The 24575-nt window shown below is 61.3% G+C and carries 20 protein-coding genes; 11 read left to right on the plus strand and 9 right to left on the minus strand.

Translation table 11 applies throughout. The features are described from left to right. Positions 1-242: 242 nt before the first annotated feature. The 3 genes from AC1D2N_RS18080 to AC1D2N_RS18090 are packed head-to-tail and all read left to right on the plus strand — an operon-like array spanning position 243 to position 2649. Positions 243-1148, plus strand: coding sequence for a LysR substrate-binding domain-containing protein (locus AC1D2N_RS18080; RefSeq protein ID WP_018245967.1), 906 nt, complete (start codon positions 243-245; stop codon positions 1146-1148). Positions 1149-1204: 56 nt separating this feature from the next. Continuing rightward, positions 1205-2335 (plus strand): HPP family protein, encoded by a 1131-nt coding sequence (locus AC1D2N_RS18085; protein ID WP_018245966.1) that lies wholly within the window; start codon positions 1205-1207, stop codon positions 2333-2335. A gap of 35 nt (positions 2336-2370) precedes the next feature. Next, complete coding sequence (locus tag AC1D2N_RS18090) at positions 2371-2649, plus strand: DUF6522 family protein (RefSeq protein ID WP_018245965.1); 279 nt, start codon at positions 2371-2373, stop codon at positions 2647-2649. A 155-nt stretch (positions 2650-2804) separates the two neighbouring features. Here AC1D2N_RS18090 and AC1D2N_RS18095 read toward each other — a convergent pair whose 3' ends face one another. From AC1D2N_RS18095 to AC1D2N_RS18115, 5 genes are all read right to left on the minus strand, one after another. Continuing rightward, on the minus strand, positions 2805-3539 hold the full coding sequence (locus tag AC1D2N_RS18095; protein ID WP_018245964.1) for an ABC transporter ATP-binding protein: 735 nt from the start codon (positions 3537-3539) through the stop codon (positions 2805-2807). After that, positions 3536-4351: an ABC transporter ATP-binding protein gene (locus AC1D2N_RS18100; RefSeq protein WP_018245963.1), complete on the minus strand. Its 816-nt coding sequence runs from the start codon at positions 4349-4351 to the stop codon at positions 3536-3538. The genes AC1D2N_RS18095 and AC1D2N_RS18100 overlap by 4 nt, the downstream gene beginning before the upstream one ends. Next, positions 4348-5658, minus strand: a complete 1311-nt coding sequence (gene livM / locus AC1D2N_RS18105) for a high-affinity branched-chain amino acid ABC transporter permease LivM (RefSeq protein ID WP_018245962.1) — start codon at positions 5656-5658, stop codon at positions 4348-4350. The genes AC1D2N_RS18100 and livM overlap by 4 nt, the downstream gene beginning before the upstream one ends. A gap of 15 nt (positions 5659-5673) precedes the next feature. Further along, positions 5674-6591, minus strand: a complete 918-nt coding sequence (locus AC1D2N_RS18110) for an ABC transporter permease subunit (RefSeq protein ID WP_018517823.1) — start codon at positions 6589-6591, stop codon at positions 5674-5676. Positions 6592-6770: 179 nt separating this feature from the next. Next, on the minus strand, positions 6771-7886 hold the full coding sequence (locus AC1D2N_RS18115) for an ABC transporter substrate-binding protein (protein ID WP_018245960.1): 1116 nt from the start codon (positions 7884-7886) through the stop codon (positions 6771-6773). A gap of 308 nt (positions 7887-8194) precedes the next feature. On the opposite strand from AC1D2N_RS18115, the gene AC1D2N_RS18120 reads away from it, so the two are divergent. The 6 genes from AC1D2N_RS18120 to AC1D2N_RS18145 are packed head-to-tail and all read left to right on the plus strand — an operon-like array spanning position 8195 to position 16897. After that, positions 8195-10276, plus strand: coding sequence for a hydantoinase/oxoprolinase family protein (locus AC1D2N_RS18120; RefSeq protein WP_026188724.1), 2082 nt, complete (start codon positions 8195-8197; stop codon positions 10274-10276). Positions 10277-10286: 10 nt separating this feature from the next. Continuing rightward, complete coding sequence (locus AC1D2N_RS18125; protein WP_018245958.1) at positions 10287-11954, plus strand: hydantoinase B/oxoprolinase family protein; 1668 nt, start codon at positions 10287-10289, stop codon at positions 11952-11954. Then, the gene (locus AC1D2N_RS18130; protein WP_018245957.1) at positions 11951-13162 is read left to right on the plus strand and encodes a pyridoxal phosphate-dependent aminotransferase; all 1212 of its coding nucleotides are present in this window, start codon (positions 11951-11953) and stop codon (positions 13160-13162) included. The genes AC1D2N_RS18125 and AC1D2N_RS18130 overlap by 4 nt, the downstream gene beginning before the upstream one ends. Before the next feature lie 12 nt (positions 13163-13174). After that, positions 13175-13987: an NAD-dependent epimerase/dehydratase family protein gene (locus AC1D2N_RS18135; protein WP_018245956.1), complete on the plus strand. Its 813-nt coding sequence runs from the start codon at positions 13175-13177 to the stop codon at positions 13985-13987. Positions 13988-13996: 9 nt separating this feature from the next. Then, a complete protein-coding gene (locus AC1D2N_RS18140; RefSeq protein WP_018245955.1) occupies positions 13997-15190 on the plus strand; it encodes an NAD(P)/FAD-dependent oxidoreductase in 1194 nt (397 codons plus the stop codon). Positions 15191-15211: 21 nt separating this feature from the next. Beyond that, complete coding sequence (locus tag AC1D2N_RS18145) at positions 15212-16897, plus strand: thiamine pyrophosphate-binding protein (RefSeq protein WP_018245954.1); 1686 nt, start codon at positions 15212-15214, stop codon at positions 16895-16897. 204 nt (positions 16898-17101) lie between these two features. Here the strand turns inward: AC1D2N_RS18145 and AC1D2N_RS18150 are convergent, their stop codons facing one another. Together AC1D2N_RS18150 and ydiJ are read right to left on the minus strand one after the other, a co-directional pair. Further along, a complete protein-coding gene (locus AC1D2N_RS18150; protein WP_018245953.1) occupies positions 17102-17833 on the minus strand; it encodes a FadR/GntR family transcriptional regulator in 732 nt (243 codons plus the stop codon). 45 nt (positions 17834-17878) lie between these two features. Then, positions 17879-20938, minus strand: coding sequence for a D-2-hydroxyglutarate dehydrogenase YdiJ (ydiJ, locus tag AC1D2N_RS18155; RefSeq protein WP_018245952.1), 3060 nt, complete (start codon positions 20936-20938; stop codon positions 17879-17881). 98 nt (positions 20939-21036) lie between these two features. Between ydiJ and AC1D2N_RS18160 the strand changes: the two genes are divergently transcribed. Both AC1D2N_RS18160 and AC1D2N_RS18165 read left to right on the plus strand, forming a co-directional pair. Next, positions 21037-21786, plus strand: a complete 750-nt coding sequence (locus tag AC1D2N_RS18160) for an SDR family NAD(P)-dependent oxidoreductase (RefSeq protein ID WP_018245951.1) — start codon at positions 21037-21039, stop codon at positions 21784-21786. Beyond that, positions 21779-22528 carry an SDR family oxidoreductase gene (locus tag AC1D2N_RS18165; RefSeq protein WP_018245950.1) on the plus strand — a complete coding sequence of 250 codons (750 nt, stop codon included), beginning with the start codon at positions 21779-21781 and terminating at the stop codon, positions 22526-22528. The genes AC1D2N_RS18160 and AC1D2N_RS18165 overlap by 8 nt, the downstream gene beginning before the upstream one ends. Here AC1D2N_RS18165 and AC1D2N_RS18170 read toward each other — a convergent pair. Beyond that, the gene (locus AC1D2N_RS18170; RefSeq protein WP_018245949.1) at positions 22509-22766 is read right to left on the minus strand and encodes a hypothetical protein; all 258 of its coding nucleotides are present in this window, start codon (positions 22764-22766) and stop codon (positions 22509-22511) included. The genes AC1D2N_RS18165 and AC1D2N_RS18170 overlap by 20 nt on opposite strands. Positions 22767-22820: 54 nt before the next feature. Continuing rightward, complete coding sequence (gene groL / locus AC1D2N_RS18175; protein ID WP_018245948.1) at positions 22821-24449, minus strand: chaperonin GroEL; 1629 nt, start codon at positions 24447-24449, stop codon at positions 22821-22823. Positions 24450-24575: the final 126 nt, after the last annotated feature.

Raw genomic sequence — 24575 nt, forward strand, 5'->3', positions numbered from 1 at the left:
ATCCGCAGATAGCCCTAAGCATGCAAACCTCATGCCAGCCTCAAACCCTCAAAACGTCGTCCGACAGAGGCAACGTCGCGGCTTGCATGGCTATTTCCTCGGCGTCGCGACCCTTTTTTCGGCAATCGCTCGTCTGCTTGGGCTCATGTTTTTCGTCCGATCCGAAACTGGCTTGAGCTGGAGCAATGATTTTTATATAGAGAATTATCTATCGTCTTAATTCTGCAAACGAGATCCTTTCATTGGACCTTTCATCGATCGAGATATTCCTCGCCGTTGCCAGCGACCGCAGCGTTACCAAGGCTGCCAAGGCCGTAGGGCGGGCGCCGTCGAATGTGACGACGCGCGTCCAGCAATTGGAGGAGGACCTCGGCGTTTCGCTCTTCAGCCGTGACGGCAAGAAGATGACGTTGACGCGCGAGGGCGGGACGTTTCTCGCCTATGCCAACCGGCTTATGGCGCTTGCGCTCGAAGCGCGCCAGGCGGTGCGGCCTCTGGCCCCATCCGGGACATTGCGGGTCGGCACCATGGAGAGCACGGCGGCAAGCAGGCTGCCGGCGGCGCTGACGCAATTCAATCAGATGTGGCCGGAGGTGTCGCTTCATCTGACGATGGGGGCGTCCCGCGATCTGATCCGCGACGTTCTCTCTGATGCACTGGATTGCGCGCTGATTGCCCGCCCACCGAAGACGATGCGCGAGGAAGACTCGAGCTTCGATGCTGAACTCAAGGCGCTCGAAATGGAGCCGGTCTTCGTCGAGGATCTGTTGATCGTGTTGCCGTCCGGGCATCCCTCCATCAAGTCAGCCGCAGACCTGCGTGTCGGATCACTCGCCGCTTTGGAACCCGGCTGCACCTATCGCCGGATCGCCGAAAACTGGGCGCGCAAATCGAGCACCCTGCCGACGAGCGAACTCGGCTCCTACCACGCGATCTTGGCGAGCGTTGCGACGGGCAATACGGCCGGCGTCATGCCGCGATCCGTCCTTGATCTCATGCACTGGCCGACGCCTCTCCAGACCCATCAGCTCGGGCCTGTCGAGACGCTGCTCGTCTACCGCAGGAATGATCGCCCAAGCGCGTTCAACGCATTCCACGAAGTCCTCAGCGCGACAAGGGGCAGAGATATCAGGCTGGCAACAAACTAACCTGAACGTCTTCCTCCTTCGCCGCCAGATAATCCTCGCTTAAAATTGGTCTTGTCATGCAGTATCCCGTTTCCCCGAAGGTGAGACCGAGCCGCTTCCGCCGCTTCCGTTTGTTTTCACCTATTCTGGCCGGTGCGACCTTACGAGAGCGATTGATTGGATGTCTCGGCGCTTTGCTGGCCATTGGTCTCACCGGCGTCATCAGCGGCTATCTGTTCGGCCAGGGGCCGCATCTTCCCCTGATCGTCGCGCCGATGGGGGCGTCCGCGGTGCTTCTTTTCGCGGTGCCGGCAAGTCCGCTTGCGCAGCCTTGGTCGATCATCGGCGGCAATACGATTTCCGCTCTGATGGGGATTATTGCCGCCTATTTCATTCGCGATCCGATCATCGCGACCGGCGTCGGCGTTTCGCTTGCCATCGGCGCGATGTCCTTCACGCGGTGCCTGCATCCGCCGGGAGGAGCCGCCGCACTGACCGCCGTGCTCGGCGGTCCTGTCGTTGCCGGCTGGGGATTTCTTTTTCCCTTCGTGCCCGTCGCTTTGAACTCCTGCATCCTCGTCGGCCTTGGCCTGTTGTTCCACAAGCTTTCCAAGCGGAATTATCCGCACGTCGTTCCGAAACCCGCGGAGAACACCCATCAGACAGTGGACCTGCCGTCTGCCGTGCGGGTGGGTTTCCGCGAAGAGGATGTCGATGCGGCCCTCGAAGCGCTCGACGAAACCTTTGATATCGATCGGGCAGACCTCGGCCGGCTGTTGCAGCAGGTCGAGTTGCAATCGGCCATCCGCTCAAACGGCAAGATCAGCTGTGCCGATATCATGTCGCGTGACGTGATCGCCATTGGCGAAGCCTCGGAACCGGATGCTGCACGGCATCTTCTTTTGAAGCACAATATCCGCACCTTGCCGGTGAAGGATCCGGAGGGCCGCCTCGTCGGCGCCGTCGGCTTGCGGGAATTGTCCATGAGCACCGAGACCATCGCGCACGCGATCTCGAGGCCGGCGGTGGCCAGACCTTCGGATTCTGCTCTGTCGCTGTTGCCTGTTCTGACGGACGGTCGCACGCATGCCGTCATCATTGTCGACGACGACTACCGGATCCTTGGCCTGATATCGCAGACGGATCTCCTGAGCGCAGTGGCGCGATTGCTGCCAAAGGGGGACAATGCGATTCGGGCGGTGGCCTGAGCGGTGAGCGTGGAACGTAGCTGGAGAAAAAGTCGGTGCTGATCGAGCGCGATTCAAATGGCGATTTTATCCTGGAATCATCGGAGCTCGCGAGACGGTTCGGATTGTCGCTGGCCGATCTTCGCCGCCACATGCGCCATGGCTCCGTCGTCAGCTCCGTGGAAATCGGTACTGCCGAACACGAGGGGACGAAACGGGTGTCGCTTCGGCTCGGCAACAGGCTTTGGCAAGCCGTTTTGAACGATGAAAATGAAGTGCAGCAAGAGCAGATGACCGTTCTTCGGGGTAAATCCTCCGGACGGCATCCGGTCTGACCCCGTCCTTATGCATGGTGCGTTACGCCGGTTTGCTGCACCGCTCGGCCCTGTTCGCGCCGATCGAAGGAACGATCCCTTGCGGCCGCCGAGCGGCAGGTGGAAGTCGACGCTGGCCATCGGCAAATTGACTATGCCGGCTGGAAGCCCCTTGTTCAGTGCAGTCCGAGATAGGCCTTGCGGACGTCTTGGTTATCGAGCAGGGCGGCGCTGTCGCCGGAGAGATGAATGCGGCCGTTGACCATGACATAGGCCCGCTGCGAAAGCTTCAGTGCATGGTTGGCGTTTTGCTCGACGAGAAATATCGTTTTGCCCATCGCAGCAATCTCCCGCAAAACTTCGAAAACGCGCTTGACGATCAGCGGCGCCAAGCCGAGCGACGGTTCGTCGAACAGGATCAGTTCCGGCCGCGCCATCATGGCGCGGGCGATGGCGAGCATCTGCTGTTCGCCGCCCGACATGGTGCCGGCGGTCTGATTTCGGCGCTCCTTCAGGCGCGGGAAGAGCTCGAACATGGTGTTCCGGTCTTCTTCGAAGTGGGCCATGCCGATCGGCGTCGTGCCCATCATCATATTCTCTTCGACCGACATCTCCTGGTAAATCTGCCGACCTTCCGGGACGAGTGCTATGCCGCGCCTGGAAATCCTGCTGGTCGGCATCTGCGAGATGTCTTCGCCACGATGCAGGATCTTGCCCGATGAGGCGCGCGGCGCCCCGAAGATAGAAGAAAGCAGCGTGGTCTTGCCGGCGCCGTTTGCGCCGATCAGGCTGACGATCTCACCGGCTGAGATATGGACGTTCACCGCCTTCAGCGCTTCCACCGGGCCGTAATGGGCATGAACGCCGGCGAATTCGAGAAGCGGTACCTGCGTGTCGGACGACTGGCTCATGCTGGTACCTCTTCTTCGCTCACACCGAGATAAGCGGCGACGACGGCCGGATCGTTGGCGACATGCTGCGGCGTGCCGTCGGAGATCACCTCGCCATGATCGAGCACGACGATGTGGTTCGAAATGCGCATGACGAGACCCATGTCGTGCTCGATGACGAGAACCGTCTGCTTGTGATCGGCACAAAGCCGTTGGATGACCTCGGCCAGATCCAGCGTTTCGGAAGGGTTGAGGCCGGCAGCCGGTTCGTCGAGGCATATGAGGCTCGGGCCCGTGCACATGGCGCGGGCGATCTCGACGCGGCGCTGCCGGCCGTAAGGCAGTTCGCCGGCCAGGCGGTTGGCGTCGTCGGCAAGCTTCATTTGCCCAAGCCAGTGATAGGCGCGGTCGACAGCCTCTGCCTCGGCCTTGCGGAACGCCCGGGTCCGGAAAACGCCACTGAGGATGTTGTTGCGGGTGGCGAGATGTTGGGCGATCAGAAGGTTCTCGATGACCGACATTTCCTTGAACAGGCGGATGTTCTGGAACGTCCTGGCAATCCCGGCGCGCGTCACAAGGTGTGAGCCGCCGGTCATCGGTTTGGTCACCAACTGGCCGATATCCGTCGGACCATCGCGTCCGTTCAGCATGATGCGGCCTTCGCTGGAGCGATAGAATCCGGTGATGCAGTTGAACATCGTCGTCTTGCCGGCGCCGTTGGGACCGATCAGGGCGGTCACCGTGCCGCGTTCGACAGAAAAGCTGACGTCCCGGTTGGCGACGATGCCGCCGAAACGCATGGTGACATTCTGTACTTCGAGGATGGGGCTCATCGTCCAGCCTCCGCCTTGCCCTCAAAGGACAGTTCGCTGCCGATGCCTTCTTTCATCGAGCTCGGAAAGAATGCCGGGCGCTTGATGCGGACCAGGCCGCGCGGTTTCCAGAACATCATCACCACCATCAGGATACCGAAGACCAGAACGCGGTATTCGGCGAACTCACGCAGAAGCTCCGGAAGAATGGTGAGAACGAGTGCGGCCGAGATGACGCCCGCCGTCGATCCGAGGCCGCCAAGGACGACGATCGCCAGGATGAGCGCGGATTCGAAGAACGTGAAGGATGTCGGGTTCACAAAGCCCTGTTGTGCGGCGAAGAAGACGCCGGCGAGGCCGCCCGTGGAGGCGCCGAGCATGAAGGCCGTGAGCTTTGTGAAGACGTGATTGACGCCGAGCGAACGGCAGGCGATCTCGTCTTCCCGCAGCGCTTCCCACATGCGGCCGAGAGGGATGACGCGCAGTCGCTCCACGGCGTAGATGACGAAGCAGACGACAAGAAACAGCACGAAATAGAGAAACCAGAACCGGTAGTCCGCGCTGTAGGCGATGCCCAGATATTCATGAATGGGAACGCCACCCTGTTTGGCGGTACGGGTGAATTCGAGGCCGAGGAAGGTGGGTGCCGGAACCGGGGCGCCGTTCGGCCCGCCGGTGAATTCCAGCCAGTTGTTCAACACCAGACGAATGATCTCGCCGAATCCGAGCGTCACGATGGCAAGATAGTCGCCATGCATCTTCAGAACGGGAAAGGCGAGGATCATGCCGAAGAGGCCGGCCAGGAATGGGGCGAGCACCAGAGCGCCCCAGAAGCCGATCCCGAGATATTGCGATCCGAGCGCCAGGAGATAGGCGCCCACGGCGTAGAAGGCGACGTAGCCGAGGTCGAGCAGGCCAGCAAGCCCGACGACGATGTTAAGCCCCAGGCCGAGAAGGCAGTATATCAGGGCAAGAATCGCGATACCCAGGAGGTATTTGTCGGCAAAAAACGGCAAGCTCAACCCGGCGACAAACAACAGGGAAAGGACCAGCAGCGGCGACCTTTCCTTGCCGGTCATGACGGTCACACCGGCGCCGTTGCCGGCCATGCGCCGGGTGAGTTTTCGGCCGAGGCTGCTGATCTGGAACAGCGAGAGCGCTAGACGTCCTGCCGTGACGACGGCCGCTAGGAGTACCGCGCGCATCAGTTCGTTCGTGAACGAAAATCCGGCGAGAACCAGCCCCGAGATCGGGCCGAACAGGATAAGGGAGACTGTAAAAGTGAGGAGCGCTTGCTTGAGGAGTGCGCGAAGGCGGTTGGATTCCATCGTTCTTGCTCCTCCTCAGACTTTCTGGATTTCCGGCCGGCCAAGCAGGCCATAGGGTCGGAAAAACAGGAGGGTGATGAGCAATGCGAAAGCGAAGACGTCCTTGTAGTCGGTGCTGACATAGCCGGCGAACAGCGCCTCGGTCAGGCCGAGGACGATGCCGCCGAGCACGGCGCCGGGCAGCGAGCCGATCCCGCCGAGCACCGCGGCCGTAAAAGCCTTGATACCCATGACGAAGCCGATGAAGAAGTTGAAAGAGCCGTAGTTGAAGGTGACGAGCGTGCCGCCGACGGCGGCAGTGGCCGCACCCATGACGAAGACCGTCGAAATGATCCGGTCGGTATTGACCCCGAGTATCGCGGAGATCCGGATATTCTGCTGGGTGGCGCGGCATTCGCGGCCGATCCTGGTGTAGTTGATCACATAGGTCAGCACCCCCATGGCGATCAGTGACGCAAACAGGATCACCGTCTGCATGTAGGTGATCTGTGCGAAGTGGGTATCGTTGCCGATGCGAAACGCCCCCTGGATGAGCGTCGGCACGCCCTGGTCGCGTGCGCCCTGGGCGATCTGGACGTAGCTCTGCAGCATCAGCGAGATGCCTATGGCCGATATCAGCGGAGCAAGCTTGGTCGAGCCGCGAAGCGGCCGATAGGCGACGCGCTCGATCACCCAGCCATAGACGGCCGTGATTGCGCAGCTGATCACCAGCACGGATATCAAGGCGAAGGGAACCGACTGAACGCCGAAATAGCCAAGGACGGCAAGCGTGATGGCGGCGATATAGGCCGATACCATATAGACGTCGCCATGAGCAAAGTTGATCATCCGGATGACGCCGTAGACCATGGTGTATCCGACCGCGATCAGGCCGTAGATCGTCCCCAGCGTGATGCCATTGAACAATTGTTGAACCAGGATGTAAAAGTCCATGGTGAACCCCTCTTATGGTTTTCGGGGATGGATAAGCCGGCCGAACCTAAAGCGCGTCGCGATCTTTCAGAGTCTCTGATCGCGCTTTAGGTCTTTATTTTTCCGCATGTCGCTACCGCAAAACCGCTGCACACTTTTGCGCGACAAGCTTTAGGTCCGGCCGGCTCGGGCAAAATGCCTTACTTCACCAAGACAGGGGTTCCCTTGTCGTCGAAGTTGTAGAAAACGAACTTGAAGTCCTTGATGTCGCCCTTGGCGTCCCAAGTGATCTTGCCGATGGCGGAATCGACGGTGTTGCTGCGGAGATAGTCGGCCTGGGCCTTCAGTTCGTCGCCGGCCTTCAGCGCGGCAACGACGGCCTGCGCATTGGCATAGCCATAGAGCACGTAGTTTGCCGGCGTGATGTTGGCTTTCTTCAGCGCGTCCTGGACGCCCTGCGTGGAGGGATCCGCCAGCGGATCCGGTGTTGCCGAATAATAGACGTTCTTGAGGTTCTCAGCGCCGCCGGCTGCCGCGACCAGTTCCGTCTGGGCGAACGCGTCACCGCTGACGATGACCACGTCGACACCCTGCTCCTTGAGCTGGCGGATCAGTGGGCCGCCTTCGGGAATGAGACCGCCGAAGTACACGGCGTTGGCGCCGGAGCTCTTGATCTTGGTGACGAGCGCATTGAAGTCACGTTCGCCACGGGTCAGGCCTTCGTACATCACAGGCTTGATTCCGCGCGCTTCGATCGTCTTCTTGACGGCGTCCACCAGGCCCTGGCCATAGGTGTCCTTGTCATGGATGAGGGCGATCTTGTCCCGCTTCAGCGTATCCAGAATGAAGCTGCCGGCGACGACGGCCTGCTGGTCGTCACGGCCGCAGCCACGAAACAGATTGTCGAAACCGCGATCGGTGACGGTCGGATTGGTGGAGGACGGCGTCATTTCGAGGATGCCGGCATCATTGTAGATTTCGGAAGCGGGAATCGTGTTGGACGAGCAGAAATGCCCGATCACCGCCTGGACCTTGTCCTGGTCGACGAAACGATTGGCGACGGCAACGGCCTGCTTCGGTTCGCAGGCGTCGTCACCCTTCACCAGTTCAATCTTCTTGCCGTTGATGCCGCCCGACGCGTTGACGTCGGTGACGTAGGCGGACACGCCGCTGAACACCTGCTCGCCAAAGGTCGCATTGGCGCCGGTAAAGGGGCCGGCGACGCCGATCTTGATCGTGTCGGCCGCCAAAGCGTTGGAAAACAGCAAGGCGGAGGCGACGGCGGTGGCGCTAAGAAGTGTCGATATGGATTTCATGTGTTTTTCCCTCTGGTTGAAGCTGTTCGATTTTTAGTCGTTCTCGACGCGGTTTAAGCCCGCGTTCATGCTTCGCCTTGAAGGTGAAGCTATTATTTTTGTTAGGTAAATTCTCTTTGTCTCAGCCGCTGCGAAGAGCGATTTTCGAGATTTCCGGTCCTTTTCTTAATTGACACTTATATGATAAGTGACATATACGAAGACCGTCAAGCGGAAATGTTGCGGCATCGCTTGCAACAGTGAAGAATGGCAGGATCGATGATCGCGCAAGCGCGGCCTCGAACGTTAAGAAAGCGGGGAACAAGACGGTGAGCAGCACGCCACGAAACTGCCGGGTGGGCGTCGATATCGGCGGCACCTTTACGGATATCGCTCTCGACCTCGACGGGACGCTTCACTCGACGAAGATCCTGACGGACTATACGGCGCCGGAGAGGGCGATCCTCAAGGGTGTGAAGGCCGTCGCCGACATGGCGGGCGTCGCTCTTTCAGAGATCGGCATCCTCATCCATGGCACGACGCTTGCCACCAACGCGCTGATCGAGCGGCGCGGCGCCAGGACCGCCTTCGTGACGACGGAAGGTTTTCGCGACGTGCTCGAGATGCGCACCGAGAACCGTTTCGAGCAGTATGATCTCAATATTTCCCTGCCGCCGGCTCTCATCGCGCGCGCTGACCGCTTCGTCGTGCGTGAGCGTATCGATGCGGCGGGCAAGGTTCTGCTTGATCTGGACGATGCTTCGGTTGCAGCCGTCGTCGAGAAGGTCGCGGCAGGCGGCTATGAAAGTGTCGCGATCGGCTTCATTCATGCCTATGCCAATGGCGCACACGAGATCGCCGTCCGCGACGCGATCCTGAAGCGCCTTCCTGGCCTCTCCGTTTCGATCTCGTCGGAGGTTTCTCCGCAGATGCGCGAATTCGAGCGCTTCAACACGGTCTGTGCCAATGCCTACGTCAAGCCGGCGATCAAATCCTATCTCGACCGTCTCGTCGTGTCGCTGAAGGATATCGGCGTCCGCTGCCCGGTCTTCATGATCCACTCCGGCGGTGGGATCGTCTCGGTCGAGAGCGCCTCCGAATTTCCGGTGCGCCTCGTCGAATCCGGTCCAGCGGGCGGCGCGATCTTCGCGGCCGACATCGCCCGTCAATACGGTCTCGATACGGTTCTTTCCTTCGACATGGGCGGCACGACTGCCAAGATCTGCCTGATCGAAAACCAGGTACCGAAGACGGCCAAGACTTTCGAGGTCGCGCGCACCTATCGATTCCGCAAGGGATCCGGCATGCCGATTTCCATTCCCGTCGTCGAGATGGTCGAAATCGGCGCAGGCGGTGGTTCGATCGCTTCGGTCGACGCAATGCGCCAGATCCGCGTCGGCCCGCATTCGGCAGCCTCCGAGCCGGGCCCAGCCTGTTACCAGCGCGGCGGCAAGAACCCCACCGTGACCGATGCGGATCTGATCCTCGGCAAGCTCGATCCCGCCAATTTCGCGGGCGGCGCGATCCCGCTTTCCGTCGAGGCGAGCCGCCAGGCGATGAGCGACGATATCGGCGCGGTCATCGGCCTCGACCCGGAGGCTTCCGCTTACGGCACGTGCGAAATGGTCGACGAGAACATGGCCAATGCCGGCCGCGTCCACACCGTCGAGAACGGCAAGAACATTTCCGATTTCACCATGATCACCTTCGGTGGCGCAGGACCGCTGCATGCCGCACGCCTCTGCGAAAAGATGGGGATCTCGACCTTCCTCGTTCCGCCGGGCGCCGGCGTCGGTTCCGCGATCGGCTTCCTCAAGGCGCCGTTCGGCTACGAATCCGTCCGCAGCGCCGTCTTCAGCCTGTCGAATTTCGAATATTTAGAGGCCAACCGCCTGCTGCAAGCCATGAAGGCCGAAGCACTCGGCTTTGTCGAAGGCGGGCTCGACACCGGCTCCCCGGTGATCGAGCGCACGCTGTTCATGCGCTATGCCGGGCAGGGCTGGGATATCCCGGTCCCGCTTGCCGACGACAATTTCGACCCTGCGAGCGCCGAGACGATCGCGGCCTCTTTCGAAAAGGAATATGAGCGCTTCTTCGGCCGCGCCATCGAGGGTCTCGATATCGAGATCGTCAGCTGGTCGGTCAAGGCGAGTTCGCCGCTCCCGCCGGTCGAACGCATTCCCTCCGTCGCCGAAGGCAATATCGTGCAGCCGGGCAAGACCCGACGCCTGTTCGAGGCCTCCCAAGGCGCCTATCTCGAAGCCGGCATTCACGAGCGCACCGGCCTGAAGTCCGGCGACGTGATCAAGGGTCCCGCCGTCATCGTCGAGCGTGAGACCTCAACCGTTCTCACTTCCTCCTTCAACGCCATCGTTCAGCACGACGGCTGCCTTCTCGCAACCCGGATCTGAGGATAGTCACATGAACCAATCCATGATCGATATCCATATGCAGGTCATGTGGAACCGGCTGATCTCTGTCGTTGAAGAGCAGGCGCAGACCCTGATCCGCACGGCCTTCTCCACCTCCGTGCGCGAGGCGGGCGATCTGTCGGCCGGCGTCTTCGACCTGGAAGGCCGTATGCTGGCGCAGGCGGTTACCGGCACGCCCGGCCACGTCAACGCCATGGCGGAATCCGTCGCGCATTTCATTCGCGACATCGGGCCGGACAATGTCTTTGAAGGCGACGTCTACATCACCAATGATCCCTGGAAGGGAACGGGCCACTTGCACGACATCACCGTCGTCACGCCCTCCTTCCATCGCGGCAAGCTGGTCGGTTATTTCGCCTCGACCGCGCATGTCGTCGATGTCGGCGGCCGCGGTTTCGGCCCGGATGCCCGCGAAGTTTATGAAGAGGGCCTCTTCATCCCGATCATGAAATTCTTCGAGCGCGGCGAGCTGAACCGGACGCTGATCCATATCGTCCGAAACAATGTTCGCGAAAACGATAAGGTCGTCGGTGACTTCTATGCGCTCGCCGCCTGCAACGAAACGGGCCAGCGCCGGCTCGTCGACATGCTGACGGAATTCAATCTCCCTGATCTGTCGACGATCGGCGGCTTCATCCTCAAGCACAGCCGCGAGGCAACGCTGGAGCGGCTGAAGAAGCTGCCGCATGGCTCCTGGAACTACAGCCTCGATCTCGACGGCTATGATGAGCCGGTGCATCTCGCCGCCAAGCTGAGCATCGGCCCCGAGGGGATCGTGGTCGATTTCGACGGCACCTCAGGCATGAGCAAGTTCGGCATCAATGTGCCGCTCGTCTATGCCAAGGCCTATGCCTGCTACGGCATCAAATGCGTCGTGGCGCCGGAAATTCCAAATAACGCTGCCTCGCTTGCACCTTTCGAGGTGGTGGCGCCGGAAGGTTGCATCCTCAATGCCAAGCGGCCGGCGCCGGTCGCTGTCCGCCACGTTCTCGGCCATTTTGTCCCGGATCTCGTGCTGGGCGCGCTGCATCAGGCGCTTCCAGGCCAGGTGCCTGCGGAAGGTGCCAGCGCACTCTGGAACCTGCATATGAGCGTGCGCCCCGTCTCCGATCAGATCGGCGGCAGGGGCGCAGAAATCCTGATGTTCAATTCCGGCGGCACCGGCGCACGCGCCGCTCTCGATGGCTTGAACGCCACTGCCTTTCCGAGCGGCGTCCACACGATGCCGATCGAGGCGACGGAGAATGTCGGCCCCGTCATCGTCTGGCGCAAGGAATTGCGCGAGGGGTCAGGGGGTGCCGGCGCGCAACGCGGCGGTCTCGGCCAGATGATCGAGATCGAAGCGGCCGAAGGCTTCAGCTTCCGCTTCTCCGCCATGTTCGACAGGCTTGGCCACCCCGCCCGCGGCCGCGAAGGCGGACTGAGCGGCACGGCCGGCGCAGTCGCGCTCGACGACGGTACGGTTCTCAAGGGCAAGGGGCTGCAATTCGTGCCGGAAGGCAGGCGCCTGGTTCTGTCGCTTCCGGGCGGCGGCGGTTACGGCGATCCGGCACATCGCCCGGCTGAGGCGATCGAGCAGGACCTGAAGCATGGATACATCACCGAAGAACAGGCTGAAGCCTATGGCAGGAGCCGGACTAAGGGAGGCAAGGCATGAACATGATTGCATTCGAAAGCACACGCGTCGCGACGATCAAATCCTCGCCGTCCATGGCGGTGTCGGTCGCCGCCAAGGCGATGCGGGCCAAAGGAGAGCATGTCGTCGACCTGTCGCTCGGCGAGCCAGATTTCGACACTCCTGATCATATCGTTCAGGCGGCGATCGAGGCCATGCGCAAGGGGCTTACCCGCTATACCGCGCCGGACGGCCTGGTGGAGCTGCGCGAGGCGATCGTCGCCAAGTTCAAACGCGAGAACGGCCTCGACTACGCCATGGATGAGATCTCCATCGGCAACGGCGCCAAGCAGATCCTCTTCAATGCATTCCTGGCCACGCTGGAGCCCGGCGACGAGGTGGTCGTGCCGGCGCCTTACTGGGTCTCCTACACCGACATCGTCGTCCTGCACGGCGGCATTCCGAAGATCGTGCCTTGCGGTGTCGAGGATGCCTTCAAGATCACAGCCGAGCGGCTGGAAGCAGCTATCACGCCGAAGACGCGTTGGTTCCTGTTCAATTCTCCGTCCAATCCGACGGGGGCGATCTATACGGCGGACGAACTGAGGGCGCTTGGTGCAGTGCTGGCACGGCATCCCCACGTGGCGATCATGTCGGATGAGATCTACGAACATATCGTCTGCGGCGACGTGCCCTTCACGTCGTTCGTCGTCGCGTGCCCGGAGCTGAAGGACCGCACGCTCATCATCAACGGCGTATCCAAGGCCTATGCCATGACAGGATGGCGCCTCGGCTATGCGGCCGGTCCGCGCGAACTGACCAAGGCGCTGAACAAGCTTCAGTCCCAGAGCACGACTTGCCCGTCCTCGATCACCCAGTTTGCCGCCGCCGCCGCGCTCAACGGTCCCCAGGACTTCGTCACGACGGCGGTTGCCGAATACAAGGCGCGCGGTCAACTGGTCGCAAGGGGCTTCAGCGCGATACCCGGTCTTGATGTGCGGGCTCCGGAAGGAGCCTTTTACCTCTTTCCCAAATGCGCCCACTATATCGGCAAGACGGCGCCAGACGGCGCCAGGATTTCCAACGATACGGAACTGGCCTCCTATCTCCTCAGGGAAGGCAAGGTCGCCACCGTTCCCGGTGCCGCTTTCGGTGTCGAACCCTATATTCGCCTTTCCTTCGCGACATCGCGTGACAATCTTGCCATTGCCATCGAGCGCACCGCCGATGCACTGGCCAAACTTCGCTAAAGGGAAAATTCGATGACCGATTATCAGCGCACGCTTCTGACCGGCGCGGCCGGCGCTCTGGGAACCCAGCTGCGCAAGTCAGGAACAAGGCTTGGCAAGATCCTCAGGCTGTCTGCACGCAAGCCTTGCGAGAACCTCGAGCCGCACGAGGAGGATTTCCCGGCGGACCTTTCCGATTTCGACGCTGTTTCGAAAGCCGTGGAGGGCTGCGACGCCATCATTCATATGGGTGGTCAAGGGCTGGAGGCCCCCTGGAACACCATTCTTAACGCCAACATCGTCGGCAGCTACAACATCTATGAGGCAGCCCGGCAGCATGGCGTCAAGCGCATCGTCTATGCCAGCTCCGTTCACGCCATCGGTTTTTACGAGCGCACCGAGACGATCGACGGCGACGTTCCGACCCGCCCCGACAGTCTCTACGGCGTGTCGAAGACCTTCGTCGAAAACCTCAGCCGTTACTATTTCGACAAGTTCGGGATCGAGACCGTGAGCCTGCGTATCGGCTCGTCTTTCCCCGAGCCGACGGACCGGCGCCATCTCATCACCTGGCTTTCCTATCGCGATTGCCGCCAGCTCGTCGAAAAGAGCCTGTCGGCCGAACGCGTCGGCTTCATGGTCGCCTATGGCATGTCCAACAACAGCCGGGCGTTCTGGGACAACCGCACGGCGGCATCGCTCGGATACAGGCCGGAAGACAGCGCCGACGATTACGCGGACAAGGTTTTCGAGAATACGAAACAGGGCGATCCCAACGATCCGGCGGTGCGCTTCCAGGGCGGCAGCTTTGCCGCCGCCGGCCACTATGAAGACGAGAAGAAGTGAGACGCCCTGATGCAAGCTTCCAAGTCGTCCTATGACGTGGTGATCGTCGGCGGTGCAGTGGTCGGCAGTTCGACGGCATATTTTCTGGCGACCAACCCGGACTTCAACGGATCGGTCCTGGTGATCGAGAAGGACTGGACCTATCAGCGTTCGGCGACGGCGCTATCCTCCAGCTCCATCCGCCACCAGTTTTCGAATGCGATCAATGTCAAAGTCTCGCAGTTCGGGACGGAGTTCATCCGCCACTTCAAGGAAAACGTCATTGTCGACGACGACACGCCCGAGATTGGTTTTCACGAGGCCGGTTATCTGTTCCTCGCCGAGGACGATCGCGGCGATCAGGTTCTCCGGCGCAACCACGAGACCCAGGTCTCGTGCGGCGCGGAGGTGACGCTGCTCGATCCGGATGGTCTCGGCCGCCGGTTTCCCTGGCTGAACCTCGAAGGATTGACGCTCGGCAGCACCGGCGAGCGGGGCGAGGGCTGGTTCGACAGTGTCGGTCTGCTGCAGGGCTTTCGCAAGAAGGCGCGCTCGCTCGGCGTCGAATACATCGAAGACGAAGTCGTCGCCATCAACCGAGAGGGAGACCGCATCGTTTCCGTGTCGACGAAGAGCGGCCAGACGATTGCCTGTGGCACGATGGTCAACACCTCAGGCACCAACGGCAAGAAAGTCGCTGGGATGGCTGGGCTCGACGTCCCCGTGGAGCCACGCCGACGCTCGCTGTTCGTCGTCGATTGCCGAACGCCCCTGGAAGGAAAGGTGGGGCTGACGATCGACCCCACCGGCGTTTTCTTCCGGCCCGAGGGCAAGTTCTATCTGATGGGCACCTATCCCAAACATGACCCTGAGGTAGATCCGAACGATTTCGACGTCATGCATGACGAATTCGACGAGGAAATCTGGCCGATCCTGGCGAACCGGGTGCCGGCCTTTGAGGCGATCAAGGTCGTCAATTCCTGGGCCGGCCACTACGACTATTGCACCCTCGATCACAATGTCGTCCTCGGACCGCATACTGAGGTCAGCAATTTCCTCTTCGCAAACGGCTTCTCGGGGCACGGTCTCCAGCAGTCGCCGGCAATGGGACGGGGTCTCTCGGAACTGATTGCCTATGGCGGCTTCAAGACGCTTGATCTTTCGCCATTCGGCTACGAGCGGGTGGCAGCTGACCGCCCCTTCCTTGAAGACGCCGTCATTTAAAGCATAGGAGAGGGGCTCCCGATGAAAAACGAAACATCCAAGCGCAGCGGCGGCCAGGCGCTCGTCGATGCCTTGCGCATCCATGGTGTCGAGCGCGTGTTCGGCGTGCCGGGCGAAAGCTATCTTGCTGCCCTCGACGCCTTTCACGACGTGGAAGACGCCATCGAATTCATCGTCTGCCGGCAGGAAGGCGGCGCCGCCTACATGGCGGAAGCCTACGGCAAGATGACCGGCAAACCCGGCATCTGCTTCGTCACCCGCGGGCCGGGCGCGACGAACGCGTCCGTGGGCGTGCATACCGCCTTCCAGGATTCGACACCGATGATCCTGTTCATCGGGCAGGTGGCGCGCGATCAGATGGAGCGCGAAGCGTTCCAAGAGATCGATTATCGCCGCATGTTCGGCCAAATGGCAAAGTGGGTAGTCGAAATTGAGGATGCCGCCCGCATCCCTGAGCTCATCAGCCAGGCATTCCACCGAGCTGTCAACGGCAGGCCGGGACCGGTGGTCGTCGCTCTTCCTGAAGACATGCTGACCGATATGGTCGATGTCGCCGACACCCCGCCCTACAAGCGAGTTGAGGGCTTTGCCGGCCCGCCGCAATTCGAGGAATTGCTCGGCCTTCTCTCCGAGGCGAAACGCCCGATGGTTGTCGTTGGCGGCGGCGGCTGGACGCAGCAGGCCGTTGCCGACCTGAAGGCGTTTTCGGAAGCCTTCTGCCTGCCTGTCGCAGCTTCCTTCCGCTGCCAGGATCTGTTCGACAATACGCACGAAAACTATGCCGGCGACCTCGGTCTTGCCGCAGGGCCGAAGCTGATCCGCCATGTGAAGGATTGCGACCTTCTGATCTCCATCGGCGCCCGTCTCGGGGAGATGACCACTGGCGCCTATACGCTGATCGACATTCCGGTCCCGAAGCAGTTGCTCGTTCACATTCATCCGAGCGCGGAGGAGCTGGGGCGCGTTTATCACGCGCGATTGCCGATCAATGCCAGCGTCGCGGGTTTCCTCTCGCAGGCGGCAAAGCTGAAGCCGCGGGCTGCGCCGGTGTGGAAGGACTGGACCAGGACGGCCCATGCCGACTATCTCGAAAATCTCGCGCATCCTGAGGTGCCCGGTCCGGTGCAGATGGGCGATATCATGGAATGGCTGCGCGGCCATCTCAAGCCGGACGCCATTCTGACCACCGGCGCCGGCAATTATTCCGCCTGGGCGCATCGCTTCTATCAGTATCGCACCTTCCGCACCCAGCTCGGACCGACGAATGGTTCCATGGGCTACGGCGTGCCGGCGGCGATCGCCGCCAAGATCACCGATCCCGCGCGCACGGTCGTTGCCTTTGCCGGCGACGGATGTTTCCTGATGAACGGTCAGGAACTCGCAACCGCCATGCAGTATGACGCTCGCGTCATCTTTCTCGTCATCAACAACGGCATGTATGGCACGATCCGCATGCACCAGGAGCGTGAGTATCCCGGCCGCGTCTCCGGCACCCGCCTGACGAACCCGGACTTTGCCTCGCTGGCGCGATCCTATGGCCTCCATGGTGAGACCGTGGAAAGGACCGAGGACTTCGCCGGCGCCTTCCAACGCTGCGAGACTTCCGGCAAGCCGGGTCTCATCGAAATCCGGATCGACCCGGAAGCGCTGACGCCGAAAATGAGCCTGACGCAAATTCGCGACCAGGCGATCGCACAGGGAAAGTGATCGCAGGAAAAGGCGCCGCCTCAAAAAGCCGGGCGGCGCCGCAGCAGACCAGCGGAAAGTGAAGTCGCTTGAGGGGCGCCGACAAGGATCACCCCCAACGGTAAGCCAGCGGCGCTGATCCTTGATCCTTTCGGTCGTGGAAAACGGTAAGATAGGAGCGCAGGAAGCGTAGCAGCAGGCGGATCATCCTTTCCTTCCCCTGACTTAATTCTCCGTTTCGCTGCTCGTCGGCTCATTGAGCATCGTGCGGTAACGATGGAGGCTTTCCTCCAGATGGACGATCAGCGCGGCCTTCGCAGCCTTGGCATCACCCTGGGTGATGGCGGCCAGGATCGCGGCATGTTCCTTGTTGATCTTCTTCAGGTAGGTGCTGTAGCCGCGCGCCGATTGGCGATGCTTGAGTACGAGGTCGAAATTGATGCTCTCTATCACCGCTTCCAGAAAACTCGGGAAGTGGGGATTGCGGGTGGCACGGGCGATCGCAAGGTGAAACTCGAAATCGGCGCGTGCTTCGACCTCGGCATCGTCCGTCACCAGGTTTTCAAGGTTGTCGTAGGCGCGGGCAATTTCAGCCAGCGCCTCCGGCGTGCGCCTCGACGCTGCAAGGGCGACGGATTGTATCTCGACGCCGAGCCGCAATTCCAGGATCTGCATCGCGGAGCGAATGTCCTCGATGCGGCTGATTTCGAAATTGAGGGTCTTTGCGTCCTTGTCGCTCACGTAGACGCCGGCACCCTGTCGCGCGGTCACACGTCCGCCAACCTTGAGAGAGGTGAGCGCCTCGCGAATGACGGTTCGGGACACGCCGAACTCTTCGCACAGCTGGGCACTTGACGGAATTTTCTCGCCGGGAGCATAAAGACCGGAGTCGATCCGTTCCATCAGCTTCGCAACGACGATTTCCGCGAGATTGCCTCGTTGCGTGATGATTGACACTGGTTTGCTCCGATTTTCACGATCAAATTTAGCACATATCACATATCATGCCACGTCTGATTGCGGAATGTCGGCTCTTTCAGACATTATCTTATCGATGACCTGAAAGGGGTGCGGGAGGCGCTTGTTGTCGATTTCCTTCACCTGCGAGCGGCATGAATATCCGGTGGCCATGAGACTGTCGTTGTCGCCGGCGGCATCGACCTCCGGCTTCCAGCTCATCGCATAGAGGCGCTCGGAGATCGGTCGATTGCGGGCCTCGTGGCCAAAGGTACCGGCCATTCCGCAACAACCCGTTTCTGCTGCCTGAAGGTCGATGCCGAGGCTGCCGAACACCTGTTTCCATTGCGCAATGGAGGCGGGCGCATTGGTGCGTTCGGTGCAATGGGCCATCAACCGGAAGCTCCTGCCTTTGGCGGCGGAGGGTGATGCGGCAAGGCGGCCGAGGTTGGCGGCCAGCCATTCCTGCGGAAGGAGGATGCTCGCCTTCAGCACCCCCTTGTATTCGCTGCGGAACGCAAGCGTCATCGACGGATCGAGCCCCACAAGCGCCACGCCCGCGTCATTCAACTGCTGAAGATAGTGCGCGGTCCGCCCGGCCGCAGCCTCGAAACGTCCGAGGTAGCCATGAACGTGCAGGGCTTTGCCATTGACGTGGGACGCGGCGAGGAACGGCGAAAGCCCCATTTTCCGCGCAAGCCCGATCGCGGCGAGAGCGACCTCAGGATCGAAATAGGCGGTAAACGCATCGGCGACGAAGATGACGCTCTGCTCCCTCTCACGCGGCGACAATGCCTCGATCCGCCGAGGGGTCGCAAGCGGCACGCCAAGGCGGGCGGCCTCCTTCGCCAGAGAGAGCCGCGGCAGGTGGGGCAGGGACGTCAGTCCGGCAACGCGCATCATCATCCTGCCGGCTCGCGTGCCGACGACCAGGTTGTAGGCCGGCCGTATCCGATGGACCAGGGGCAGGGTGGTCTCGATGGCTGCTACCAGCGGATCCTTCAGCGGACGGAGGTAGCGCCCGTAGTAAAGTTCCAGGAATTTGGAGCGGAAGGCCGGGACGCTGACTTTTACGGGACATTGTCCCGCGCAGGCTTTGCACGCCAGACAGGTGTCCATCGAAGCGCGGACTTCGTGGGAAAAGTCGTCCCGATTTTGAGGGTTCAGGGAGTTGAAGACACGCCGCGCGAAGCTCGCGAGCGGAACGCTCTGCCGCAGGCGTTTTGCCTCCTGGCGGGGATCGATGCCCTTCTCGGCAAGCTGCCTCAGCCATTCCCGCATCAGAGCGGCGCGGCCCTTGGGCGAAAAACGCCGATCGCGTGTCGCCTTGTAGGAGGGGCACATGGGGCTCGTTTCGTCGAAATCGAAACAGGCGCCGTTGCCGTTGCAATAGGCAGCGTTGTCGAAGGCTGCGCGGATCTCGTTGCCGATGATGCGGTCGACGTCTCCCCGCAGCGGAACCTCGTCGATCTTCAGCAGCTCTTGGCCGCTGGAAGGCGTTGCGATCTTGCCAGGGTTGAGGCGGTTTTCCGGATCGAAAGCCCGTTTGATCTCCTGCAGGCTGGGATAGAGGTCGCCGAAGAATTCAGGCACATATTCGGAACGTACCCCCTTGCCGTGCTCCCCCCAGAGCACGCCGCCATATCTACGCGTCAGCGCCACGACGGCGTCGCTGACCTCCCGGACCAGCCGGACATGGTCATCGCGGGTGAGATCGAGGGCAGGCCGCACGTGCAGGACGCCGGCATCGACATGGCCGAACATGCCGTAGGAAAGGCCCGCGCCATCAAGCAATGCGCGGAATTCGCGGATATAGGCCGCGAGGTTTTCCGGCGGCACGGCGGTGTCCTCGACGAAGGCGACAGGCCTGACCGGTCCGTCCACATTGCCGAGCAGGCCGACCGCCCGTTTGCGCATCGACCAGATCGCCTCGACATCGGCATGATCCCGCGCGATCGTATAACCCAGGTGACGGGCATTCGCGCCCGTGGCAAGCGCGGCGGTCACCTCGGCCAGTTTGCGTTCGAGTTCAGCCTCATCGTCGGCGAGCACTTCGGCGATATTGATGCCGTTCGTGGTTCCGCCTGCATTGTCGGGAAAAAAGCGGGCAATGCCCGTCCAAACGATGTCGCCCCTGGCGAGCCCGAGAACTTTCTCATCGACCGTTTCCACCGAGGCGACCTTGAGTGCCACAAGCGTGCGGGCATCCTCCAATGCGGTGTTGAAGTCCCCGTAGCGAATGTTGATCAATGCCGCATGGGCGGGGATTGGCAGAAGGTTGAGTTCGGCTTCGGCGATCATCGCCAGCGTTCCCTCCGAGCCGCAGAGGATGGCATTGAGGTCGAAGCGTCCGTCGTCCCGCCGGATGTGAGCGAGGTCGTAACCGGTCATATAGCGGTTGAGTTTCGGAAAAATCTCGGCGATCCGGTCGCGTTTTTCGCGCGCGATGCGGTCGACCGTCCTGTGGATTTCGCCGACACGGTCCTGTCGCCCGGCGATCTCCGCGAGTACCTCAGGATCGAGCGGGCGCGACCACCAGTCGGTCCCATTCGCAAGCACGATGCGCAATCCCAGCACATGGTTGCTGGTTTTGCCGTAGAGGCATGAACCCTGGCCGCAGGCATCGGTGGAGACCATGCCGCCGATGGTGGCGCGATTGGAGGTGGAGAGTTCAGGCGCAAAAAACAGGCCGTAGGGTTTCAGCGCCCGGTTCAACTGATCCTTGACCACACCCGCCTGGACCCGCGCAATTCTCCTGATCGGGTCGATCTCGAGAATGGAATTCATATGTCGCGAGCAGTCGACGACGATGCCCGACGTGAGGGATTGACCGTTCGTGCCGGTTCCGCCGCCGCGCGGGGCGACAGTGATCCCGCGAAAGGCCGGTTCCGACAGCACGGCCGCCGTAATCTGCAGGTCTTCGATGCCCTTGGGGAAGAGGATACCGGTCGGCTCGATCTGATAGATGGAATTGTCGGTCGAAAAAACGGTCCGGCTCGCCGCACCGGTTTCGATGTCGCCATCGAACCCTGCCTCGATGAGCCGCTGGAAGAATCCCACAGCGGGAAGGGGGATTGAACCGTTCGGCCGGAGGCGTGGAATCATTTCGAGACCTTCAGAATGCACTTGAGCTTTGTCGAAGTTGGCATATAAGTGATAACATACAATGCTAGTGGCGTAACTGAAAATACTGAGGTGGAACTTTGAAGAACCAGACCGCAATCATCGTCGGCGGCGCTTCCGGGCTCGGATTGACGACGGCCAAGCTGATGATATCGCATGGGGCGACCAGGATTGGGCTCATCGATCGCAACGAGCAGCTGCTCGGCGTCTCGGCCGATGCGCTTCGCGCTCTGGGCGCCGAGGTGGAAACGGCGGTTGCCGACATTTCCCGGGCGGAAACGGCTCATCGCGGGTTCAATGAGATCGCCGGCAAGCTCGGTCGGATTCACGTGCTCGTCAACAGCGCCGCCATCTATCCGAGACGCCCTATCCTCGAGATCACCGACGAGGAATGGGACCTCGAAAATGCGATCAACGTGAAGGGTACCTATCATATGATGGTGGCCGCCGTTCTTCATATGCGCCAGCACGTGAACGCGCCCGAGGTTACCGGGCGGATTGTCAACGTGACCTCGGTCGATGCTTTCAAGGCTCATCCCCAGAATGCGCATTACGCCGCAACCAAGGCGGCTGTCGTCAGTCTGACGAAATCTTTTGCCCAGGAATGCGCCAAGGACCAGATCCTTGTCAATTCCGTCGCTCCTGCCGGTTTTGCGACGGATCGCGCCAGGGAGCTGGGATTTCTTCCGGAACTGGCCAAGGCCAGCGCGCTTGGCCGCGCAGCCGAGCCGGTCGAAATGGCGGAGTGGATTGTCATGATGGCATCGAGCCGCAACACCTATGCCACCGGCGAAAACGTCGTCGTCAGCGGAGGCTACATCTATGTCTGAGCCGCTGCCCTATCAGGTTGCCCTGGTCACCGGTGCGACGAGCGGCATCGGTCGCGCCACCGTCGGCAAACTACGCGAGATGGGGCTGACGGTTTATGCCGTTGGCCGAAACGCCGAGGCGCTCGAGGAATTGGCGCGGGAAAGCGGGGCGAAGCCGGTCCGTGCCGATGTGCGCGATACCGCCGAAATCGTCAAGCAGCTTCACGGAACAGACGTCGACATCCTGGTCAACAATGCCGGCATTCTCTCGACACGGGCGACATTCAGCGAGATCGAACCGTCCGAGATCGATGCCATGATCGACATCAATCTCAAAGCCCCGATGCATCTGACCCGCGCATTCCTGCCTGCTATGGTCGAGCGAAAGCGCGGCCACCTGATCTATATCGGTTCGAGCGGCGGCCAGGCACCCTATCCGAACATGGCGGCCTACGGCCCGTCGAAGGCCGGGCTCAGCCTGTTTTGCGACAATCTGCGCTGCGACCTGCTCGGGACCTCGGTTCGCGTGACCGAGGTGGTGCCGGGTCGAGTCCAGACGGAGCTTTATCGAACCGCAATAGCGGGCAACCAGGCGCGGACCCTGCTTTATGACGGCTACCGTCCGATCCAGCCTTCCCACATCGCCTCGATCATCTCCAACGCCATCGAGCTTCCCGTCTTCGTCGACGTCGCCAGGATAGAGGTCTTCCCGACGGACCAGGCGACCGGCGGCGGCACCATGGTCAAATTCCCGGAGCAGTAGGCGGGCGCTCGCTCGCTTCGAAGAGGCCGCGGGCCGCCTCGACCATCGACTGCAGGTGATCGGGGTCGCGCACGCCCTGTCGGTAGAGCTCGATGACGATGCTCGCCATTCGTTCGGCTTCGTCGCTGTCCCTTGCCACCCCGTAATCGGCGCTGAGCCTGTCGAAGACGCGCTGGCAGGTTTCAAGATCGCGGGAGTCCAGCGGCACCTGCGATCGGTTTTTGATCGTTTGAACCATCTCTATTCCCTCGGATGAGGCCCGCCCGGCGAGGCCGGCGGGCCGGCAAACGCCTTAGAAATCCATGCCGGGGCCGGCGGGCATTGGCGGCGGCGCGTCCTTCTTGGGCTTCTCGGCGATCATGGCTTCCGTCGTGACGAGAAGGCCGGCGATGGAGGCCGCATCCTGCAGCGCGGTGCGAACCACCTTGGCCGGATCGATGACGCCCTGTGCATAAAGGTCGCCATATTCGCCCGTCTGAGCGTTCCAGCCGTAGGAGAACTCGCTCTTCTCGCGCAGCTTGCCGACAATGACCGAGCCTTCCGCGCCGGCGTTTTCTGCGATCTGGCGAGCCGGCGCCTCGACCGCGCGGCGAACGATGTCGACACCGACGCGCTGGTCACCATTGGCGGTCTTGACGGCGTCGAGCGCCTTGACGGCGCGCAGCAGCGCCACACCGCCGCCCGGCAGAATGCCTTCCTCGACCGCCGCGCGGGTTGCGTGAAGCGCGTCGTCGACGCGGTCCTTCTTCTCCTTCACCTCGACCTCCGTCGAGCCGCCGACGCGGATGACGGCAACGCCGCCCGCGAGCTTGGCAAGGCGCTCCTGCAGCTTCTCGCGGTCGTAGTCGGAGGTGGTTTCTTCGATCTGAGCCTTGATCTGGGCCACACGACCTTCGATGTCCGTCTTGGCGCCCGAACCGTCGACGATTGTGGTGTTCTCCTTCTCGATCGACACCTTCTTGGCACGGCCGAGCATGTCGAGCGTGACGGATTCGAGCTTGATGCCGAGATCTTCGGAGATGACGGTGCCGGCGGTCAGGATGGCGATGTCTTCGAGCATGGCCTTGCGGCGGTCGCCGAAGCCGGGCGCCTTGACGGCGGCGATCTTCAGGCCGCCGCGCAGTTTGTTGACGACGAGCGTTGCGAGGGCTTCGCCTTCGACATCTTCAGCGATGATGAGCAGCGGCTTGCTGGACTGGACGACGGCTTCGAGAACCGGCAGCATAGACTGCAGGTTCGAGAGCTTCTTCTCGTGGATGAGGATATAAGGGTCTTCGAACTCCACCCGCATCTTGTCGGCATTAGTCACGAAGTAGGGGCTGAGATAGCCGCGATCGAACTGCATGCCTTCGACAACTTCGAGTTCGGTTTCGGCGGTCTTGGCTTCTTCGACGGTGATGACGCCATCATTGCCGACCTTTTCCATGGCTTCCGCCAAAAAGCGGCCGATTTCGGCATCGCCATTGGCGGAGATCGTGCCGACCTGGGCGATTTCGGAATTGTTTGAGATCTTGCGGGCATTGGCCTTCAGTTCCGCGACGATGGCGGCGACCGCAAGATCGATGCCGCGTTTCAGGTCCATCGGGTTCATCCCTGAGGTAACTGCCTTGGCGCCCTCCTTGACGATCGCCTGGGCCAGCACCGTTGCGGTGGTGGTGCCGTCGCCGGCAATGTCGCTGGTCTTCGAAGCAACTTCGCGGACCATCTGGGCGCCCATATTCTCGAACTTGTCTTCGAGTTCGATTTCCTTGGCGACCGAAACCCCGTCCTTGGTGATGCGCGGGGCGCCGAACGACTTGTCGATCACGACGTTGCGGCCCTTCGGACCGAGGGTCGCCTTCACGGCGTTGGCCAGGATGTCGACGCCACGCAACATCTTCTCGCGGGCTTCGGTGCTGAATTTGATTTCTTTAGCAGCCATGTCCTCACTCCTTCATAGGCAGCCAGAGCAATTCCAGGAAAAGTGCGTAGCGGTTTTTCCGTTCGGAATTGCGTCAGAAATAAAAGCTTCGAGCGGTTCTGCGTTTCCATGAAAAGCTGATGCGCT

This window comes from Rhizobium sp. P1_B8 (assembly GCF_056406515.1).

Excerpts from the sequence above, each read along its gene's own strand:
- AC1D2N_RS18085 (WP_018245966.1), top strand. The coding sequence starts at position 1,205 with ATGCAGTATCCCGTTTCCCCGAAGGTGAGACCGAGCCGCTTCCGCCGC.
- AC1D2N_RS18095 (WP_018245964.1), bottom strand. The coding sequence starts at position 3,539 with ATGAGCCAGTCGTCCGACACGCAGGTACCGCTTCTCGAATTCGCCGGC.
- AC1D2N_RS18100 (WP_018245963.1), bottom strand. The coding sequence starts at position 4,351 with ATGAGCCCCATCCTCGAAGTACAGAATGTCACCATGCGTTTCGGCGGC.
- livM (WP_018245962.1), bottom strand. The coding sequence starts at position 5,658 with ATGGAATCCAACCGCCTTCGCGCACTCCTCAAGCAAGCGCTCCTCACT.
- AC1D2N_RS18110 (WP_018517823.1), bottom strand. The coding sequence starts at position 6,591 with ATGGACTTTTACATCCTGGTTCAACAATTGTTCAATGGCATCACGCTG.
- AC1D2N_RS18115 (WP_018245960.1), bottom strand. The coding sequence starts at position 7,886 with ATGAAATCCATATCGACACTTCTTAGCGCCACCGCCGTCGCCTCCGCC.
- AC1D2N_RS18125 (WP_018245958.1), top strand. The coding sequence starts at position 10,287 with ATGAACCAATCCATGATCGATATCCATATGCAGGTCATGTGGAACCGG.
- AC1D2N_RS18130 (WP_018245957.1), top strand. The coding sequence starts at position 11,951 with ATGAACATGATTGCATTCGAAAGCACACGCGTCGCGACGATCAAATCC.
- AC1D2N_RS18135 (WP_018245956.1), top strand. The coding sequence starts at position 13,175 with ATGACCGATTATCAGCGCACGCTTCTGACCGGCGCGGCCGGCGCTCTG.
- AC1D2N_RS18140 (WP_018245955.1), top strand. The coding sequence starts at position 13,997 with ATGCAAGCTTCCAAGTCGTCCTATGACGTGGTGATCGTCGGCGGTGCA.
- AC1D2N_RS18145 (WP_018245954.1), top strand. The coding sequence starts at position 15,212 with ATGAAAAACGAAACATCCAAGCGCAGCGGCGGCCAGGCGCTCGTCGAT.
- ydiJ (WP_018245952.1), bottom strand. The coding sequence starts at position 20,938 with ATGATTCCACGCCTCCGGCCGAACGGTTCAATCCCCCTTCCCGCTGTG.
- AC1D2N_RS18165 (WP_018245950.1), top strand. The coding sequence starts at position 21,779 with ATGTCTGAGCCGCTGCCCTATCAGGTTGCCCTGGTCACCGGTGCGACG.
- AC1D2N_RS18170 (WP_018245949.1), bottom strand. The coding sequence starts at position 22,766 with ATGGTTCAAACGATCAAAAACCGATCGCAGGTGCCGCTGGACTCCCGC.
- groL (WP_018245948.1), bottom strand. The coding sequence starts at position 24,449 with ATGGCTGCTAAAGAAATCAAATTCAGCACCGAAGCCCGCGAGAAGATG.